Annotated in this window: 16 protein-coding genes; 1 reads left to right on the top strand and 15 read right to left on the bottom strand. The window is 66.4% G+C overall.

Annotated elements, in window-relative coordinates; genetic code table 11:
* Positions 1–4: 4 nt before the first annotated feature.
* On the bottom strand, positions 5–781 hold the full coding sequence (locus tag U0034_RS27120; RefSeq protein ID WP_233211992.1) for a sensor histidine kinase: 777 nt from the start codon (positions 779–781) through the stop codon (positions 5–7).
* Between the two features lie 159 nt (positions 782–940).
* Here U0034_RS27120 and U0034_RS27115 point away from each other — a divergent pair, with 159 nt between their 5' ends.
* Positions 941–1,282 carry an FKBP-type peptidyl-prolyl cis-trans isomerase gene (locus U0034_RS27115; protein ID WP_085227603.1) on the top strand — a complete coding sequence of 114 codons (342 nt, stop codon included), beginning with the start codon at positions 941–943 and terminating at the stop codon, positions 1,280–1,282.
* Between the two features lie 111 nt (positions 1,283–1,393).
* Here the strand turns inward: U0034_RS27115 and U0034_RS27110 are convergent, their stop codons facing one another.
* The 14 genes from U0034_RS27110 to leuB all read right to left on the bottom strand — a co-directional run bounded on the left by U0034_RS27110 (position 1,394) and on the right by leuB (position 18,421).
* The gene (locus tag U0034_RS27110; protein ID WP_085227604.1) at positions 1,394–2,584 is read right to left on the bottom strand and encodes an O-succinylhomoserine sulfhydrylase; all 1,191 of its coding nucleotides are present in this window, start codon (positions 2,582–2,584) and stop codon (positions 1,394–1,396) included.
* Positions 2,585–2,840: 256 nt separating this feature from the next.
* Positions 2,841–4,388: an amidophosphoribosyltransferase gene (gene purF / locus U0034_RS27105; RefSeq protein ID WP_085227605.1), complete on the bottom strand. Its 1,548-nt coding sequence runs from the start codon at positions 4,386–4,388 to the stop codon at positions 2,841–2,843.
* Between the two features lie 96 nt (positions 4,389–4,484).
* Complete coding sequence (locus U0034_RS27100; protein ID WP_085227606.1) at positions 4,485–4,979, bottom strand: CvpA family protein; 495 nt, start codon at positions 4,977–4,979, stop codon at positions 4,485–4,487.
* Positions 4,980–4,988: 9 nt separating this feature from the next.
* Positions 4,989–5,864: an SPOR domain-containing protein gene (locus tag U0034_RS27095; RefSeq protein WP_085227704.1), complete on the bottom strand. Its 876-nt coding sequence runs from the start codon at positions 5,862–5,864 to the stop codon at positions 4,989–4,991.
* 38 nt (positions 5,865–5,902) lie between these two features.
* Positions 5,903–7,213 carry a bifunctional tetrahydrofolate synthase/dihydrofolate synthase gene (folC, locus tag U0034_RS27090; RefSeq protein WP_085227607.1) on the bottom strand — a complete coding sequence of 437 codons (1,311 nt, stop codon included), beginning with the start codon at positions 7,211–7,213 and terminating at the stop codon, positions 5,903–5,905.
* Between the two features lie 176 nt (positions 7,214–7,389).
* On the bottom strand, positions 7,390–8,262 hold the full coding sequence (gene accD / locus U0034_RS27085; protein WP_085227608.1) for an acetyl-CoA carboxylase, carboxyltransferase subunit beta: 873 nt from the start codon (positions 8,260–8,262) through the stop codon (positions 7,390–7,392).
* Positions 8,263–8,387: 125 nt separating this feature from the next.
* A complete protein-coding gene (gene trpA, locus U0034_RS27080) occupies positions 8,388–9,188 on the bottom strand; it encodes a tryptophan synthase subunit alpha (RefSeq protein ID WP_085227609.1) in 801 nt (266 codons plus the stop codon).
* Positions 9,189–9,224: 36 nt separating this feature from the next.
* Complete coding sequence (locus U0034_RS27075) at positions 9,225–10,097, bottom strand: DNA-methyltransferase (RefSeq protein ID WP_085227610.1); 873 nt, start codon at positions 10,095–10,097, stop codon at positions 9,225–9,227.
* Between the two features lie 11 nt (positions 10,098–10,108).
* Complete coding sequence (gene trpB, locus U0034_RS27070; RefSeq protein ID WP_085227611.1) at positions 10,109–11,302, bottom strand: tryptophan synthase subunit beta; 1,194 nt, start codon at positions 11,300–11,302, stop codon at positions 10,109–10,111.
* Positions 11,303–11,363: 61 nt separating this feature from the next.
* Positions 11,364–12,050, bottom strand: coding sequence for a phosphoribosylanthranilate isomerase (locus tag U0034_RS27065; protein ID WP_085227705.1), 687 nt, complete (start codon positions 12,048–12,050; stop codon positions 11,364–11,366).
* 48 nt (positions 12,051–12,098) lie between these two features.
* The gene (gene truA / locus U0034_RS27060; protein ID WP_085227612.1) at positions 12,099–12,896 is read right to left on the bottom strand and encodes a tRNA pseudouridine(38-40) synthase TruA; all 798 of its coding nucleotides are present in this window, start codon (positions 12,894–12,896) and stop codon (positions 12,099–12,101) included.
* A 17-nt stretch (positions 12,897–12,913) separates the two neighbouring features.
* Positions 12,914–15,499, bottom strand: coding sequence for a FimV/HubP family polar landmark protein (locus U0034_RS27055; RefSeq protein ID WP_085227613.1), 2,586 nt, complete (start codon positions 15,497–15,499; stop codon positions 12,914–12,916).
* Between the two features lie 337 nt (positions 15,500–15,836).
* Positions 15,837–16,958, bottom strand: coding sequence for an aspartate-semialdehyde dehydrogenase (gene asd / locus U0034_RS27050; RefSeq protein ID WP_085227614.1), 1,122 nt, complete (start codon positions 16,956–16,958; stop codon positions 15,837–15,839).
* 395 nt (positions 16,959–17,353) lie between these two features.
* Entirely contained in the window at positions 17,354–18,421 is a 1,068-nt protein-coding gene (gene leuB, locus U0034_RS27045; protein ID WP_085227615.1) for a 3-isopropylmalate dehydrogenase, read from the bottom strand.
* Positions 18,422–18,435: the final 14 nt, after the last annotated feature.

Here is an 18,435-nt window from a genome sequence, read left to right as displayed (position 1 = left end):
GCCGTCAGGCCGCTGCCAGCGGCAGGCGCAGCGAAACCGTCGAGGGCTGCCCATCGACGGTCGGACCTTGCTCGAACGTCCCGCCGTGCGCCGTTGCAACGCGATGCGGCAGAGCGAGCACCCAGGCGATACGCCCGGCTTCGCGCGGCAGCGTGGCCTGCTTGCGCGCAAACGGCTCGAGTGCATGCGGCAACTCCGCATCCTCGAGCGCGGCGAAGCGCATCGAGCACGCGACATCGGTGTGCCAGAAGCCAGCGTCGATTCGGCTCTCGACCTTTACCGCGGCACCGGGCGCGCTGCATTCGACAGCGAAGACGAGCATGACCCAGACAGCCTGAGCGGCGCGCTCCCGATCGCCGTCGCACATTTCGTCCGCGAGCGGCATATCGACCGTGATGGAGACACCGCGAGCATCGGCGAGCGCGCGCTGCACGTCGCCCACCACCGTGTCGACCACCGCGCGTATTGCGAACGGCGCACGCTGCAAGGCGAGCGTTCTCGTTGCCGAACGCGTGCTGTCCACCGCATCCTCGAGCAGTTTCACCTGTTGATCGATACCGGAGCGAATACCTGCCAGCGCCCGTTGCGCCGCTGCGTCCGCGACGTCGATCTTGCGCTCCAGCACATAGGCCCAGCTATGGATTGCATTGAGTGGGCTGCGAAGATCGTGCGAAACGAGCGACAACACGTGATCGCGCATGAACAGCGCCGTTTCGGCGCGCAGGCGAGCGAAACGTTCGTCGGATGCGGCAACGGCTGCGGCATTGAAAGACGTCGACACGATCGACCCCCGTATCTGATTCGCTCCGGGGCGGATCGGCGCCTCGAAATCCGCGAGGCGCCGGGCCTGGAGACGCGTTGGCAAGGCTCCATTATAGGCACCCCGGCTGACGGGGAACGCCTACAATGGCGGTTTTCCCTGTTACCGAAGGAGTTTTTCATGTCGACCGTGACCACCGAATCGGGGCTCAAGTACGAAGACTTGACGGAAGGCAGCGGCGCCGAAGCAACAGCGGGCCGCACCGTCAGCGTGCATTACACGGGCTGGCTCACCGACGGCCAGAAGTTCGATTCGAGCAAGGACCGCAACGAGCCGTTCGCGTTCGTGCTCGGCGGCGGCATGGTCATCAAGGGTTGGGACGAAGGCGTGCAGGGCATGAAGGTAGGCGGCGTGCGCCGGCTCACGATTCCGCCCCAGCTCGGCTACGGCGTACGCGGCGCGGGTGGGGTCATTCCGCCGAACGCCACGCTCGTGTTCGAAGTCGAGTTGCTCGACGTTTGACGCGCTCACGCCGGGGTGCCGGCCCGAGCGGCCTTCCCCCACCCCGAACGAGCTGAACGGCCGAACGCGGGCCGTCCAGCTCGCTGTTTCCTCCCACAGCCCGCGCTTATCTCAACCGTCGAGGCCGCGCGCAAGATCGCTACGGATATCGCCGGCATCCTCGAGGCCCACCGCCACGCGCAGCAACGCCTCGGTAATGCCCGCAGCCGCCCGCGCCTCGGGCGTGATACGGCTGTGCGTCGTCGTGGCCGGGTGCGTGATGGTCGTGCGCGTATCGCCGAGGTTGGCCGTGATCGAGCAAAGGCGAGTGCCGTCGATCACACGCCACGCATTCGTGCGCTGCTCTTCGGGCGTCTCGCCCACCACTTCGAATGCGAGTACCGAGCCGCCTGACTTCTGCTGGCGCAGAGCCAACGCGTACTGCGGATGCGATTCGAGCCCCGGATAGTACACGCGCTTGACGCGCGGATGTGCCTCGAGCCAGCGGGCGACAGCGAGCGCATTGGCCGAATGACGCTCGGCCCGCAGGGCAAGCGTCTCCAAACCCTTGAGCAGGATCCACGCGTTGAAGGCCGAAATCGTGGGGCCGGCCGTACGCACGAACGGGAACACTTTTTCCATGATGAACTGGCGCGTGCCCACGAGCGCGCCGCCCAGTACACGCCCCTGCCCGTCGATGAGCTTCGTTGCCGAATGCATGACGACATCGGCGCCGAGCTTCAACGGTTGCTGCACGGCCGGGCTGCAAAACGAATTGTCGACGACGAAGAGTGCGCCGGCCGCCTTGGCGATCTTGCCGATCGCCTCGATGTCGCACAGCTCGGTGAGCGGGTTCGACGGCGTTTCGACAAAGAACAGCTTCGTTTCCGGCCGTACGGCCTCTTTCCAGGCACTGAGGTCGTTGGCGTCCACGTAGGTCGTGCTCACGCCGAAGCGGCCGAAAATCTGCGTGAACAAGCCGATCGTCGAGCCGAAAAGCGCCCGTGAACTGACGATATGGTCACCCGCCTGCAGCGCGGCCATGACGACCGAGAGAATCGCGCTCATGCCCGACGCTGTCGCGATGCAGGCCTCGCCGCCTTCCAACGCGGCAAGGCGATCCTGGAACATCGTCACGGTCGGGTTCGTGAAGCGCGAATAGGTGTAGTACTCCTCGGAATGCTTGAAGCGCTCGGCGGCTTCGGCTGCGCTCGTGAAGCAAAAGCTCGAAGTCAGGAAGAGCGCCTCGGAATGCTCGTTGTAGTCGGTTCGCACCGTACCGGAGCGAACGGCGAGCGTGTCGAAATTGAAGAAGTCGTCCATAGCCGTCATGTCTTATGCACTCGAAACCGGATCGAAGAGGAGCAGCCGCGAAATGCGTTCACACGGCGCCCGGCCACAAAAAAGCCCGCTTCGCGTCGGCAAAAGCGGGCTTCGTGTACGGGGTGCTACGAGAAAACGGCTTGGCGTCGGACGGCCTTTCGGCCCCGTTCGCTTTAGCTGTTTCGGGGGGCGCCCCGCGTCCGCAAGCTGAACTCAAATCGACGCTGAGCCTGCATCGTAACACGCCGGGGCGGCATCACTCCACCGACAGTTGCAGGTGCAATTGCGAGCGCGTGACCGTACTGTCGGTCACGTCGCCGGCCGAATCGCGATCGGCTTGCGACGCGGGCGCGTTGCGCGCGCGCTCGATCACGTCCAGATATTCGCTCGTGACGTCGCCCGTGATGTAATCGCCATCGAAACACGACGCCTCGAAGCGCAGGAGCGACGGATTGATGTCGCGCACAGCCTGCTTGAGCGCCTCGACGTCCTGGTACACGAGGTAGTCGGCGCCGATGATCTTCGCCACTTCCTCGTCGCTGCGCCCATGGGCGACGAGCTCGCCGCGCGTGGGCATGTCGATGCCATAAACGTTCGGATACTTCACCGGCGGCGCGGCGGACGCGAAGATCACCTTGTTCGCGCCCGCGTCGCGCGCCATCTGCACGATCTCGTGCGATGTCGTGCCGCGCACGATGGAATCGTCGACGATGAGCACGTTCTTGCCCTTGAACTCGACGGCCATGGCATTGAGCTTCTGGCGCACCGATTTCTTGCGCACGGCCTGGCCGGGCATGATGAACGTGCGGCCGACATAACGATTCTTGAAGAAGCCTTCCCGATACTCCACGCCGAGCTTCGCGGCAACCTGCATGGCAGCGGGCCGCGACGAGTCGGGAATCGGCATGACCACGTCGATCTTCACATCGCCGAGCTCGCGCTTGATCTTTTCGGCCAGATAATCGCCCATGCGCAGGCGTACGTTGTAGACGGGCACGCCGTCGAGCACCGAATCGGGCCGGGCAAGATAGACGTATTCGAAGATGCAGGGGTTCAGGCTCGGCTTCGTGGCGCACTGCTGGCTGTGCAGCTTGCCGTCGTTGTCGATGAAGATCGCCTCGCCGGGCGCGACGTCACGCACGAATTCGAAGCCGATGCCCTCGACGGCCACCGATTCCGACGCGATGATCCACTCCACGCCCTGCTCGGTCTCGAGCTTGCCGATGCAAAGGGGGCGGATGCCGAACGGGTCGCGGAAAGCGAGCAGCCCGTGGCCGGAGATCAACGAGACGATCGCATACGAGCCGCGCACGCGGCGATGCACCCCGGCCACCGCCGTGAAGATCGTCGCCGGATCGAGCTCGAGGCCCGTGGTGGCAAGCTGCAATTCGTGCGCGAGCACGTTGAGCAGCACCTCTGTATCGGAGCTCGTGTTCACGTGCCGGCGGTCGATGCGGAACATTTCGTCCTTCAACTGCCGCCAGTTCGTGAGATTGCCGTTATGCGCGAGGATGATCCCGAACGGCGCGTTCACGTAGAACGGCTGCGCCTCTTCCTCGCTCGTGGCCGAGCCGGCCGTGGGGTAGCGCACCTGGCCGATGCCCGAGGTGCCGGGCAGGCTGCGCATGTTGCGCGTACGGAATACGTCGCGCACCATGCCGTTGGCCTTGTACATGTGGAACGTGCTGCCGTTCGCCGTTGCGATGCCGGCTGCGTCCTGACCGCGGTGTTGCAACAGCAGAAGACTGTCGTAGACCAGCTGGTTGACCGGGGAATGGGAGACTACGCCTACGATGCCGCACATGGCAGGTCCTTCAAAGATACGAAAAATCGTCGACCGCAGCCGGCGCCCGCGCACCGCTTTGCGATCCCATGCTGCCGCCGCCCGACGAAAGCGCCGTCAGATCCGGACGTACTCCGCGAGCTGTGGCGGAAGCAGCGGTTTCAGCTTGTGCACGCCCTGCTCGGCATAAGGCCGCAGCAGCGCATTGCGCCAGAATTCCTGTTTCGGCAGCTCGGTAAGCCCGGCCAGCGCAACCAGCACCAGTACAAGGATCACGCCGCGCGCGAGGCCAAACAAGAGGCCGAGCGAACGGTCCACGCCATTGAGCCCGCTCGCCGCCACAATGCGCGAAATCAGCGCGCTCGCGACGCCCGCCACGAGCACCACGCCCACCATGATCGCCGCAAACGCGAGCAGCCATTGCGTCAGCGCGCCGCCGGGCCAGTCAGCTGGAATATAGGGCACCAGGCGCCCAACGAAGCGGGTTGCGACAAAAAAAGCCGCGACCCAGCCGATCAAGCCGAAAATCTCTGCCAACAGGCCCCGCCATGCGCCGCGCAACGCGGACAGGGTGATCACCGCCAATGCGGCGTAGTCGAATGCGGTCAGCATAGACGCGTCTTATTGCCCCGCATTCGCCGTCAAACCGGCCTCGCGTACCTTGGCGATCGCGGCCGAAGCCGCGGCGCGGTCGGGGAACGGGCCCGCGCGCAACAGTGCGCGCGTCGAACCGTCCGCCTGCTTGCGATGCTCGATATATGCGGGCACACCCGCAGCCTTCAACTTCGTTTCCCAACGGCGCGCGTTCGACTCGTCGGCGAACGCACCCAATTGCACGGCAAATCGCGCGCCCGAAGGCGCCGAGGGGGAACCGGGGTCGGATGCGGAGGCGTTGGCCGCGGCAGGCTTCGCGCTCTGGCTGCGCGAGGGCGCGGCGGCCGGGGGTTTCGAGATCGGGGAGGAAGAGGCCTGAGCCGATGGCGCGTCTGCCTTTTGCCGAGCAGACGATTGGGCCGCTCTACCGGATTTGTCGGATTTGTCGGATTTGCCGTGCGTGTCGCGCGTGTCGCCATTCGCGGCGCTGCCAGCGAGTGCCGGTGCCGGGCTCACGCCTTGCGCGGCATCCGGCGCATCGTCCCCCGCACCCCGTTCGGGGGGCACTGCCGGTGTCTCGGCCGGGCGGTCGTCGCTTGCGCGCGACGGCACCGTGGCCGGTCGGTTCGGGATATCGATGGCGATGTCGTCCGTGACGGGCTTAGGATGCGAATCGAGCACCATCGGCAAAATCACGACGGCAGCAACGACAAGCGCAATGGCGCCGACGAGCCGGCGCCTCGCGCGCTGCTTTTCGGGCAGCGTCGGGTCGAGCAGCATCGCATCGGCGTCACCTGCCGTACGCTCGGTACGGCGGGTACGCCGCTCGACCCGCTCGGAGCGGGCATTGCCGCCACGCCGGCGCGGCGCGTCGTCTTTCTTGCCGAACGAAAAAAGTCCCATGAATCGCTGAATGACGGGCTGGCGCGCGTCGGTATCGGTCAATGTTGCCGCGACTTGCGGTAGGCCACTACGCCGCCCACGGTGAAGAAACTGCCGAAAACCAGAATTCTATCATCGTCCGTCGCGCGATTAAGCGCATCCTGGAACGCCTCGGCCGGCGCAGCGAAACGCCGGACGCTGCTATCGGGCCCGTCGACGACGCCCGCGTTGCGCAGCGCCGCTTCGAGTACTTCGGCCGAGGCCGCGCGCGGCGTCGGCAGATCGGTCACGCACCAGTGATCGACCTCGCCTTTCAGATGCGCGATCACGCCCGGGATGTCCTTGTCGCGCATGGCGCCGAACACCGCGTAGGTATAGCGGTAGAACCCCATCCCACCGAGGTTCTGAGCCAGGGCGGCCGCCGCATGCGGATTGTGCGCGACATCGAGCACGACGGCGGGCCGGCCCGGGAGCACCTGAAAGCGGCCCGGCAGCTCGACGTTCGCGAGCCCGAGCCGGATGTCCTGCGCCGAGACGGGCAACCGGTCGCGCAGGGCCTCCAGGGCGGCCAGCGCCGCGGACGTATTGATCAGTTGATTGGCCCCGCGCAGCGCCGGATAGGCGAGCGCGGAGCGCCGCAGCGTGCGGCCGACATAGCTCCATTGCTGGCGCTCGCTGCCGGCCTGCCCCTCGTAGCGAAAATCGCGTCCGAAGAGCCAGAGATCCGCGCCGATCGCGTTGGCATGCTCGACGAGCGACTGCGGAGGGGCCGGGTCGGCACAGATCGCGGGCCGGCCCGGCCGGAAGATACCAGCCTTCTCGAGCGCGATTTTTTCGCGCGTATCGCCGAGGTATTCGACGTGATCGAGGTCGATGCTCGTAACGACCGCACAATCCGTATCGATGATGTTGACGGCATCGAGCCGCCCGCCGAGCCCCACTTCGAGAATGACGGCGTCAAGCCCGCTCGTGGCGAACAAGTGCAGGATCGCCAGCGTCGTGAACTCGAAGTAAGTCAGGGAGACCGGCTCGGGCAGGCTCGTGCGCGCCGCTTCCACGGCTTCGAAGTGCGGCAGCAGCTCGGCATCGGTGGCGTTGCGGCCGTCGATGCGCGCGCGCTCGTTGAATTCGAGCAGGTGCGGCGAGGTGTGGCAGCCCACGTGATAGCCGGCTTTGAGCAGGATCGATTCGAGAATCGCGCAGGTCGAGCCCTTGCCGTTCGTTCCGCCCACGGTGAATACCGGACATGGCAGCGACAGCCGCATGGCAGCCTTGACCTTGCCGATGCGGCCCAGACCCATGTCGATACCGACCGGATGCGCCGACTCGAGGTGGGCCAGCCAGGCGCCGAGGGTGGGAAACGTACTCATCTGGAAAATCGTCTCAATCTGGAGTGGCGCGGGAGTCAAGATGCCTGGGCCCCCGCTTGCCGCCGCGCCGCTCGTCGTCCGACGGCGCAAAAAGCGACGCGCGCCGCCCGAAACGTGTTCGGGCGGCGCGCCGAATGGTCGCCCGCGGCCCGGCGCGGGCTGCGAGCGGCTGCGGGTCAGGCCACGGCGTCCGCCGGCTGGCGCGTGAGCAACGCAATCAGCTGTGCCAGCTCCTCGCGCAGCTTGCGGCGATCGACGATCATGTCGATCGCGCCCTTTTGCAGCAGGAATTCGGCGCGCTGAAAGCCTTCGGGCAACTTCTCGCGCACGGTCTGCTCGATTACGCGCGGGCCCGCGAAACCGATCAGCGCCTTCGGCTCCGCGATCACGACGTCGCCGAGGAACGCGAAGCTCGCCGATACGCCACCCATCGTCGGGTCGGTCAGAATCGAGATGAACGGCAGTCTGGCATCCGAAAGCTTCGTCAGCATCGCCGTCGTCTTCGCCATCTGCATCAGCGAGAGCAGGCTTTCCTGCATCCGCGCGCCGCCCGAGGCCGTCACGCAGATGAACGGCACCTGTTGCTCGAGTGCATTTTGCGCGCCGCGCACGAAGCGCTCGCCCACCACCGAGCCCATCGAGCCGCCCATGAACGAGAACTCGAAGCAAGCCGTGACGACGGGCAGCGTATGGATCGCACCGCCCATCACGACGAGCGCATCCGTTTCCCCCGTATCGTCCATCGCATCCTTGATGCGGTCGGGGTACTTGCGGCTGTCCTTGAACTTGAGCGCGTCGACCGGCACGATTTCCTGGCCGATCTCGTAGCGTCCCTCGGCGTCGAGCAATGCGTCGAGCCGCGCCCGCGCGCCGATGCGCATGTGATGGCTGCACTTCGGGCATACATGCAGGTTCGCCTCGACGTCGTTGCGATAAAGCACCGCCTCGCACGACGGGCATTTCACCCAGAGCCCCTCGGGAATGCCCTTGCGGCTTTTGGGGTCGGTCTGTTTGATCTTCGGCGGCAGCAGTTTGTCGAGCCAGCTCATCGTCGTTCCTTTCTATGGTCTCTCGGTCCGCGGCAGGCCATCCCGCTTCGAACCTCGCCCCGCGCCGCGAGGCGCCAGGGCGGTGGGGCATCGCAATGTGGCCCCTTTAATGATGTCGCTCGTGCTCACTGCCCGTCGATGGCACGCCGCACTTCGGCGACGAACGCCGTCAGCGTGGATACGGCGGCTTCCGGCGGTGTTTCCTCGAGCAATTGCACGATACGGCTGCCGATCACCACGGCATCCGCCACTTCGGCCACCGCGCGGGCCGTGCGTGCGTCCCGGATCCCGAAACCGACGCCGATCGGCAGCGGCACTTGCGATTGGATGGCCGGGATTTTACTCGCGATGCTGGAAACGTCCAGATTTGCCGCGCCGGTCACCCCCTTGAGCGAGACGTAATAGACGTAGCCGCTCGCCACTTTGCCGACAGCGGCGATGCGCTCGTCGGTCGACGTGGGCGCCAGCAGAAAGATCGGATCGATGCCGGCCGCGCGCATCCGGTTCGCGAAATCGGTCGACTCCTCCGGCGGATAGTCGACGACGAGCACGCCGTCGACGCCCGCTTCCGACGCCGCTTGCGCGAACGCGTCGGCTCCCATGCGCTCGATCGGATTGGCATAGCCCATCAGTACGACCGGCGTCTTGTCGTCGCGCTCGCGAAAGCGCTTTACATCGGCGAGCACCTGCCGCAGCGAAACGCCGCGTGCAAGCGCGCGCTCCGACGAGCGCTGGATCACCGGGCCATCGGCCATCGGATCGGAAAACGGCACGCCAAGCTCGATCACGTCGGCACCGCCGGCCACGAGCGCATGCATGAAGTCCACCGTGCGCGCGGGATCGGGATCGCCCGCCGTCATGAACGGGATGAGCCCTTTGCGGCGTTGTGCGGCCAGTGCCGCGAAAGTCTTTTCGATACGGGACATGTTGGTTTCTCTGGAAACGTATGCGGCAGTGCCCACTCAGGGCGCCAGCGCGCCGGCGTCGAGGGGCCGGTTCGCGGCGTTCGTGGCGCTCACGCGCTCGCGCGCTATCGCGCAGTAGCTTTCGTTGATTTCATAGCCGACAAAGCCGCGCCCATGGCGTGCGCAGGCAACCGCCGTCGTGCCGCTGCCCATGAAGGGATCGAGCACGCGGCCGCCGGGCGGACAACTCGACAACACCATGCGCTCGACGATCTCGAGCGGCTTTTGCGTCGGATGATCGACGCGCTCGGCATGCTGCCGGTGCAAACGCGAAACCGACCAGACGTCCTTCGGGTTGTAGCCGATTTCGAGCCACTTGCTGCCCTCGAAAAGCTTGCGCGAGCGCGCCTTTTTCGTTGCCGCGTCGTACGGAATGCGCACCGGGTCCAGGTCGAAGTAGTAATCCTTCGAGACGGCGAAGAACCCGATGTTGTCGTGCACCGACGTGAAACGCCGCGTCGTGCCGCCCATGCTCGGCACACGCCGGTCCCAGATGATCTCGTTGACCATCGTGAGGCGGCCCTTGAGGAACGAAAATATCTCGGGCGCGTACTGCCACGTGCAGAAGATATAAAGCGCCCCGCTGCGCTTGAGCTTCGGAATCGCGAGTTCGAGCCAGCCGCGCGTCCAGGTGAGAAACGCCTCGCCCGTCAGCATGTCCGAGTCGTTGCCGTAGTCCTTGCCGAGCCCGTAGGGCGGATCGGCAACGATCAGGTCGATCGAGCCGTCGGGCACGTTGGCCGCATCGGCGAGGAAGTCGCGGTGGCGCAGATCGATCGACGCGGGCAGCGCGCCGGGAGCGAACGCGGGCCCGGCAGCGCTGCCCGCTGCCGGCTGCGGCTCGTCGAAATCGTCGATGACGTCGCGCATCGGGGCCCGGCTCAGAAACGGATTCCGGAGCGGTCGGCGACGGTATGCATATCCTTGTCGCCGCGGCCCGAGAGGTTCACGAGCAGGTGCCGATCGCGTCCGAGCGTGGGCGCGAGCTTCGTCGCGTACGCCAGCGCGTGGCTCGACTCGAGCGCCGGAATGATGCCTTCGATGCGGCAACAGTCATGGAACGCCTTGAGCGCTTCTTCGTCGGTGATGCCAACGTACTGCGCCCGGCCGCTGTCCTTGAGCCAGGCGTGCTCGGGCCCGACGCCCGGGTAATCGAGGCCCGCCGAAATCGAGTGCGTCTCGATGATCTGCCCGTTCTCGTCCTGCAGCAGATAGGTGCGGTTGCCGTGCAGCACGCCGGGACTGCCACCGATCAGCGAGGCCGCGTGACGGCCCGTCTCGAGCCCGTCGCCCGCCGCTTCCACGCCGATCAGCTTGACCGACGCATCGTCGATATACGGATAGAAGATGCCCATGGCATTCGAGCCGCCGCCGACGCAGGCGATGACCGCATCGGGCTGGCGCCCCGTGAGTTCGGGCATCTGCACGCGGCATTCGTCGCCGATCACGCGCTGGAAGTCGCGCACCATCATCGGGTATGGATGCGGGCCCGCCACCGTGCCGATGATGTAGAAGGTGCTTTCGACGTTCGTCACCCAGTCGCGCATCGCCTCGTTGAGCGCGTCTTTCAGCGTGCGCGAGCCCGATTCGACGGGCACCACGGTCGCACCGAGCAGCTTCATGCGATAAACGTTGGCCGCCTGACGGCGCACGTCTTCCGCGCCCATGTAGACGACGCACTCCATACCGAAGCGCGCGGCGATGGTCGCGGTGGCCACGCCATGCTGGCCCGCCCCCGTTTCTGCGATCACGCGCGGCTTGCCCATGCGCTTGGCGAGCAGAGCCTGCCCGATCACGTTGTTGATCTTATGGGCGCCGGTGTGGTTCAGATCCTCGCGTTTGAGAAAGATCTGCGCGCCGCCGAGCAGCTGACTCCAGCGCTCGGCATGGTAGATCGGCGAAGGGCGGCCGACGAAGTACTTCAGCTCGCGCTGGTATTCGTCGACGAACTCGGGGTCGTTACGAAACTTCTCGTATGCGGCGCGCAGTTCGTCGATCGCCTGCACGAGGGTTTCGGCCACGAACGTGCCGCCATATGGGCCGAAATGGCCATGAGCATCTGGGAGGTTGTACATGATTCGTCACTCTCGAGAGCGCGGCGCGCCGGACAGGGCCGGTTTCGTGCGCCGCTTCGATTCATCGGGCATCCGCCTCGCGCACCGCGCGAACGAATGCCGCCATGCGGGCGGGATCCTTCACGCCCTTGGCGCCCGGCACTTCGATGCCGCTCGAGACATCGACCGCGTACGGGCGCACGCGACGAATCGCGTCACCGACGTTTTGCGCGTTCAACCCACCACTCAAAACGGCCCGACGCGCGAGCTCTGCTGGGATAAGTGACCAATCGAAAGTCTTCCCGCCGCCGCCATATCCTTCGACATGCGTATCGAAGAGCAGGCCGCCGGCTGCTGAATAGTTACGGGCAGATTCTACCAAATCGGCGTGCCGCGTATCAGCCGCGACGCGCAGCGCGCGAAGCCATGGCAACCCGGCCACGTTGGCGAGGCGCTCGCAGTCGTCAGGCGATTCGTCGCCATGGAATTGCAGCATGTCGAGCGGCACGTTGCTGGTCACCTCGCCGAGCCAGTCCGGCGTGGCGTTCACGAAAAGCCCCACCGCCGAGACGAACGGCGGCAGCCCTTCCACGAGGTCGACAGCCTCGCCCACGCTCACGGCGCGCGGGCTCGGGGGATAGAAGACGAGGCCGATCGCATCGGCGCCGAGCTCGACGGCGAGCGTGACGTCGGACCGGCGCGACAGCCCGCACAGCTTGATGCGCGCGCGGCGCGGAATATCGTGGCCCGTCCCGTCGCGGCCCGACATATCGTCGAGCGGCTCCGGGTGCGACTCAGCGGTGGTGTCCATGTTCTTTTACTCGCTCCAAATGCCGCTCCAGGGCACGCTGCCGAGGTGCGCCGGCGGCACGGCGAACGCCTCGGGATAACCGACGTGGGCGAGATACAGCCCTTCCGGCATGAATGTGGGCGCCGCGCGGTTGCGGTCCCGGCTGGCCAGCACCTCCGCCAGCCAGCCGGCGGGGTAGCGGCCACGCCCCACCGCAACGAGGCTGCCCATCAGGTTGCGCACCATATGATGCAGGAAAGCGTTCGCGCGGAAGCGGAAATGAATCAGGTCGCCGGCCGGCCGGATGTCGATCTGATACAGGTGCTTCACCGGCGTCTTCGCCTGGCATTCCGATGAACGGAACGCTGAAAAATCATGCTCGCCGATCAGGCATGCGGCTGCGGTGCGCATCGCATCGAGGTCGAGCGGTGTGTGTATCCAGCCGGCCCGCCCGCTCAGCATCGGCGCGCGCACGGGGTGCACATGGAGCAGGTAGTAATAGGTCCGCTCGAACGCCGAAAACCGCGCATGGAACGCCTCGGGCATCGCCTTCGCCCATTGCACGGCCACCGTGGACGGCAGGAAAGCATTCGTGCCGCGCACCCACGAAAACTCGGTACGCTCGAGTTCCGTATCGAAATGCACCACCTGGCCGAGACCATGCACGCCCGTATCAGTGCGGCCGGCCACAACCGTTTGCACCCGTGTGCGCGCGAACTCGGCGAGCGCGCGCTCGAGAACGTCCTGCACCGTCTTGCCGTGCGGCTGCGACTGCCAGCCGCAAAACGCCGTCCCATCGTACTGAATGCCGAGAGCAATGCGCATCGGAGCCCGGCCTGCCGTCAGGAAAGCGGCGCGAGCGTGGCCAGCAATGCCTTGGCCTCGTCGTGCGTGGCGGGATCGTTCGACTCGATCACCTCGTGAATCAACGTGCGCGCACCGCCCAGATCGCCGAGCGCGATGTACTCCGACGCGAGCTCCAGCTTGTTGCGCGCGATCCTGGCCATCTGCTCGGGCGTGAACATGGGCTGAGCCGGCGCCGGGCTCGCTCGACGCTCGCCCCCGTCCTCGCCCGCGCCCGGCAAATCGAGGTCGAACGCAAGATCGAGCGCGCCGAACGGCGCGGCGCCCAGGCCAGCTACCGCTGGCTGCGCAGGCGGAACCGGGGCGGCCGGCTCGACCGGCTCGGCTGGTCCAGCCTGTTCGGCCGGCGCGGCCTCCACTGCCGGCTCCTGCGGCGCGAGGCGACGCTCACGCTCGGCGAAGTCGTCCGTCTGCTCGAGCTCCTCCGGCTCGCCGGCCGGATGTGCCGCTTCCGGGGCCGCCTGCCCCGGAGCCGGGCTCTCGCTGCGCGGCGGCAAGCCGAGATCCAGGGCGTTCAACGCCGCAATAGCCTCCGGCGGAAACGGCATGGCCGGCTGCGTGGGCCGCTCGTGCGGCGCCTCTTCCGCCAGCGCTTCTTCCGCTCGTGCGCTCGCAGGCGGCACCGGCGCCGGCTCTATCGGCTCTTCCCGAGCGGAAGCGGCAGGCTCCGGTTCGGCCTCGCTCGCCTCGATATGCGCGGCTTGCGCTTCGCCCGGCTCGACGGATTCGGGCTGAATGAGAGGCTCGGACTCAACCGCAGACGCTTCCGGCTGCTCCGGCGCGCCATGCTCCGGCTGGACCGATGCGGGTTCAACCGGCGTCTCGGGCGCGGCCGCCACAGGCGGTTCGGCCTCGGCAGGCCGTCGTTCGACCACCGGCTCGGCTGGCTGTGCCGCTGCCTGCTGCTGGGCCGCCGTTGAATGAGCCGGCAATACGTCGTCGTCATCGGGCTCGAGGCCGACGAACGTATCAGCCGCGTCGGTGCCCGATACGGCATAGAGCGCATTGTCGGGATCGAGTTGCCGACCGAGCGCGGCGATATGGATCCAGTTGGGGCCGCGCCCGCCAGACAAGCGCCAGATGCGCTGCGCGATCTCGTCGAAGCCCCTCGCGTTGCGCCGCTCGGCATAGTGGGCGGCGAGGCCCATGAGGGCGCGCTTGCTCGTCGGCGTCCGCGCAAGGGTCGCGAGGAACTCCGCTTCCACGGGATCGTCGGTGACGGGCGGCGGCGCGCTGGCACGCCCCGGCTGCGCCTCGTCACGGACAGGCGGCGAAGACGCATTCGCCTGCAGCGCTTCATCGGCCGCAGCCGCGCGTGCGGCGCGACGTTTGCGGCGCCCGACAGCAAGGCCCGCGACCACCACGAGCAATGCCGCGACGGCGGCGGCAGCTATGGCCGCGACGGTCGCCACCGCATCGCGCGCAAGCGTAACGCCATACCCGCCGATGCCGATAAAGCGTTCGTTCGCGCCTGCCGCCCTCGCGGCTAAACCATGCGCCGTTGCACTGCCTTGCGCCGAGCCCGGCGCCTGCGCAACGGCACCGGATGCGGCTCCGCTTGCACCGACCGGCTTGCCCGCAGTTTCGCGCCCGCCCGGCGAACCGAAGCCGTGACGCTGAAGATCCATCAGTACGCGGTTCTTCAAGGCCAAGAGCTGCTGCAGGCTCGAGAACGTGTGCGGCCGCGCGGCGGATGCGGCCGATGCGGGTGCCGCAGCCGCCGCCGTGGCCGGCGATGCCGGCGCGGCCACGGCCGGAGCCGCCTGTGCAGCGACGGCAGGTGATTCGCCAACCGAGGCGGAGGCGCCACTAGCCGATGGCGGGGTTTCCGCAGGCGCGCTGGCAGCCGGCTGGATCGACCCGGTCCAGGCGTGCCCGCTGCTGCCGCTCGCGGGCGCCGGGGCACTTGCCGCGGACGCGGGAGCAGGCGCATTGACAGCCGCACGCGGGGCAGCGCCGGGTGCCGCGCTTGCCGGCGCTGCTGGCGTGGCCGGTGCCGATGCATGTTGCACGGCGCTCGCGGGCGCGAGAGCCGGCGCAGGCGCCGATGCATGTTGCGGGGCGCTCGCGGGCGCGGCGGATGCGGACGCAGGCGCGACGGCCGACGCAACGGCATGCGCCGCGGCGCTGGCAGCCGCCGGCGCGGATGCGGAAGCAGGCACGGAAGCAGGCGCCTGCGCCACGCTGCCCGTGGCATCGAGCGGCGGCACTTTCAGCACCGCGCCCACTTTCATGAGGCTCGGATCGCCGCGCATGAAGGCGGACGGATTGGCATCGAAAATCGCCCTGGCCGCACGCGCGAGCACGGCTTTTTCGTGCGATTGCGTAATGGCGATCGCGACGTCGTTCAGAGACTGCCCGGGCTTTACGGTGTACTGCGTTGCCGCCGGCGAGCTGGCCGCTGCCTGGGCCGGCGCCGAAGCACCCGCGGGCTGGGCGTGAAGCGGCGAGCCCGCGAGCGCGCCTACGAGCGCTGCCGCGGCAGCGAGCGTTGCAACGCGTGCACGCAGGGGCAGCGCGCGTGGGCGCTGCCCCTGCGCGCGAAGCGTGGAACGAACGGTCATGAGGTTTTCCCGCGCATCGGAGCGCGGCCCTGGGTGACGTTTGGGAAAAGACAAGGTCTGGAACAACAGCTTTGCATGGGATCGGCGTAAGCGCTATCAAGGGGCCGGTGCCGGAGCACTCGTGCATTGCACAGGACCGGAGCAAGAAGAAAGCCTTCGCTCGGACCGACATCCGGCCGACAACCCAAAGCACGAACTGCGATCGACAAAAGAAAAAGGCGCCGCGCAACATCGCGACGCCTCCGTGGTTTCATGCGTCGTAAACGCGTAGTTTACGTGAGGAAACCAGGCAAAGCCACAGTGCGGCGGGCCGCGCCGCCCCGGCGTGGCCTTCGAATCACTTCTCGAGCAGGATACGCAGCATGCGGCGCAGCGGCTCTGCCGCGCCCCAGAGCAGTTGGTCGCCCACGGTGAAGGCCGACAGATACTCCCCGCCCATCGCAAGCTTGCGCAACCGGCCGACCGGCACGGCCAGCGTACCTGTCACGACCGCCGGAGAGAGATCGCGCATCGAGGCCTCGCGCTCGTTCGGCACGACCTTGACCCAATCGTTGGCCGAAGCAAGGATGCCGTCGATCTCGTCGAGCGGCACGTCCTTCGTGAGCTTGATCGTGAGCGCCTGCGAGTGGCAGCGCATCGCGCCGATACGCACGCACAAGCCATCGACGGGAATCGAACCTGCCTGCCCCATCGCCGGCTTGCCGAGGATCTTGTTGGTTTCGGCGCCGCCCTTCCACTCCTCGCGCGACATGCCGTTGCCGAGATCCTTGTCGATCCAGGGGATCAGCGAGCCGGCGAGCGGCACGCCGAAATGATCGGTCGGCATGGCGTCGCTCGTCATCGCGGCGAGCACGCGGCGGTCGATGTCGAGAATGGCCGACGACGGGTCGGCCAGTTCGTTCTTGACCGCGCCGTGCAGCGTGCCCATCTGCGCGAGGAGCTCGCGCATGTTCTGCGCGCCCGCGCCCGATGCAGCCTGATACGTCATGGCCGTCATCCATTCGACGAGGTTCTCGCGGAACAGGCCGCCCAGCGCCATCAGCATCAGGCTGACCGTGCAGTTGCCGCCGATGAAATTCTTCGTGCCCTTGACGAGCGCGTTCTTGATCACGTCCAGGTTGACCGGATCGAGGATGATGACCGCATCGTCCTTCATCCGCAGCGAGGACGCAGCGTCGATCCAGTAGCCGTTCCATCCCGCCGCGCGCAGCTTCGGAAAGACTTCGGTGGTGTAATCGCCGCCCTGGCAGGTGATGACGACATCGCACTTCTTGAGCTCGTCGATGTTCGTCGCGTCCTTGAGCCGGGTCTCGTTCTTGGCGAACGCCGGCGCACTGCCGCCCGCGTTGCTCGTGCTGAAGAAGATGGGTTCGATCAGGTCGAAATCGCGCTCTTCCTGCATGCGTTGCATCAGGACGCTGCCGACCATGCCGCGCCAACCTACGAGACCTACGTTCATGATTTACCCTTCGAGTGGACGCTTCCCCGCAACTTTGCCCGGCGTGACCGCGCGGGGAAGTCGAGCGGGCACGGCGGACGATCAGCTTTTCGTCGTGATCGTTTTGGGGGTAATCGATTTGATCGAAATGATGCCGGCAGCGCTCACAGCGCCGTCGATCGTGGCAATGACGAATCCTTCCGCGCGCACGGCGAAGCCGTTCGCGAGATCACGCCGCGTTGCGAGCGAAGAGATGGACGGGACTCGGAGCATCGCCACAGTTTACACGAAAACGCACTCGCGGCGGCGTACGAGCGCCCCCGCGATGCCCTAAAAGCGACACTGTATGCACGATTCGCGCTGGACCGGCGCATTCGACCCGAACAACCGGCCCCACGCAAAATCTTTCGCATTCCTTACAATGCGGCGCGAACCGCGTCGCCCATTTCCACGGTGCCGACCTGGCGGCAGCCGGGCGTGGCGATATCGGCGGTCCGGTAGCCGCCTTCGAGCACCTTTTGCACCGCACGCTCGATGCGCTCGGCCTGCTCCGGCTTGCCGAGCGAATAGCGCAGCATCATCGCGGCCGAAAGGATCGTGGCAAGCGGGTTCGCCACGCCCTTGCCCGCGATATCGGGGGCGGAGCCGTGCGACGGCTCGTACAGGCCCTTGTTGTTCTTGTCGAGCGAGGCCGACGGCAGCATGCCGATCGACCCCGTCAGCATCGCCGCTTCGTCGGACAAAATGTCGCCGAACATGTTGCCGGTCACGATAACGTCGAACGACTTCGGCGCCTTCACGAGCTGCATCGCCGCGTTGTCGACGTACATGTGCGACAACTCGACATCCGGATACGCTTTCGATACGTCGATCATCACCTCTTTCCAGAGCTGCGACGTTTCGAGCACGTTGGCCTTGTCGACCGACGTGAGCCGCTTGCCTCGCTTTTGCGCGGCCTGAAACGCGACATGAGCGATCCGGCGCACTTCGGGCTCCGAGTAGCGCATCGTGTCGAAACCCTCGCGCTCTCCGGCGAATGCGCCGTCCGGCGACGTACGAATGCCGCGTGGCGCGCCGAAATAGATGTCGCCGTTGAGCTCGCGCACGATCAGGATATCGAGCCCCGAGACGATCTCCGGCTTGAGCGAAGAAGCGCCCGTCAGTTGCGGATAACAGATCGCCGGACGGAAATTCGCAAATAATTCGAGGTGCTTGCGCAAGCCGAGAATGGCCTGCTCGGGGCGCAAAGCGCGCTCGAGCGAATCGTACTTCCAGTCGCCAACGGCGCCGAAGAGGATGGCGTCGGCTTCCTTCGCGAGCGCGAGTGTCGAATCGGGCAGCGGGTGGCCCTTCGCTTCGTAGCCGGCACCGCCCACGGGCGCCTGCTCGAGTTCGAATTTCTCGTCGAGTGCGTCGAGCACTTTGACCGCTTCATTGACGATTTCGGGGCCGATGCCGTCGCCGGGCAGCACTGCAATCTTCATGCGGAATGTCCTGT

It is taken from the genome of Trinickia caryophylli (genome assembly GCF_034424545.1).
GTDB lineage: Bacteria > Pseudomonadota > Gammaproteobacteria > Burkholderiales > Burkholderiaceae > Trinickia > Trinickia caryophylli.
Note: the sequence above shows the minus strand (reverse complement) of the source record. Positions and strands in the feature narration are given on the sequence as shown.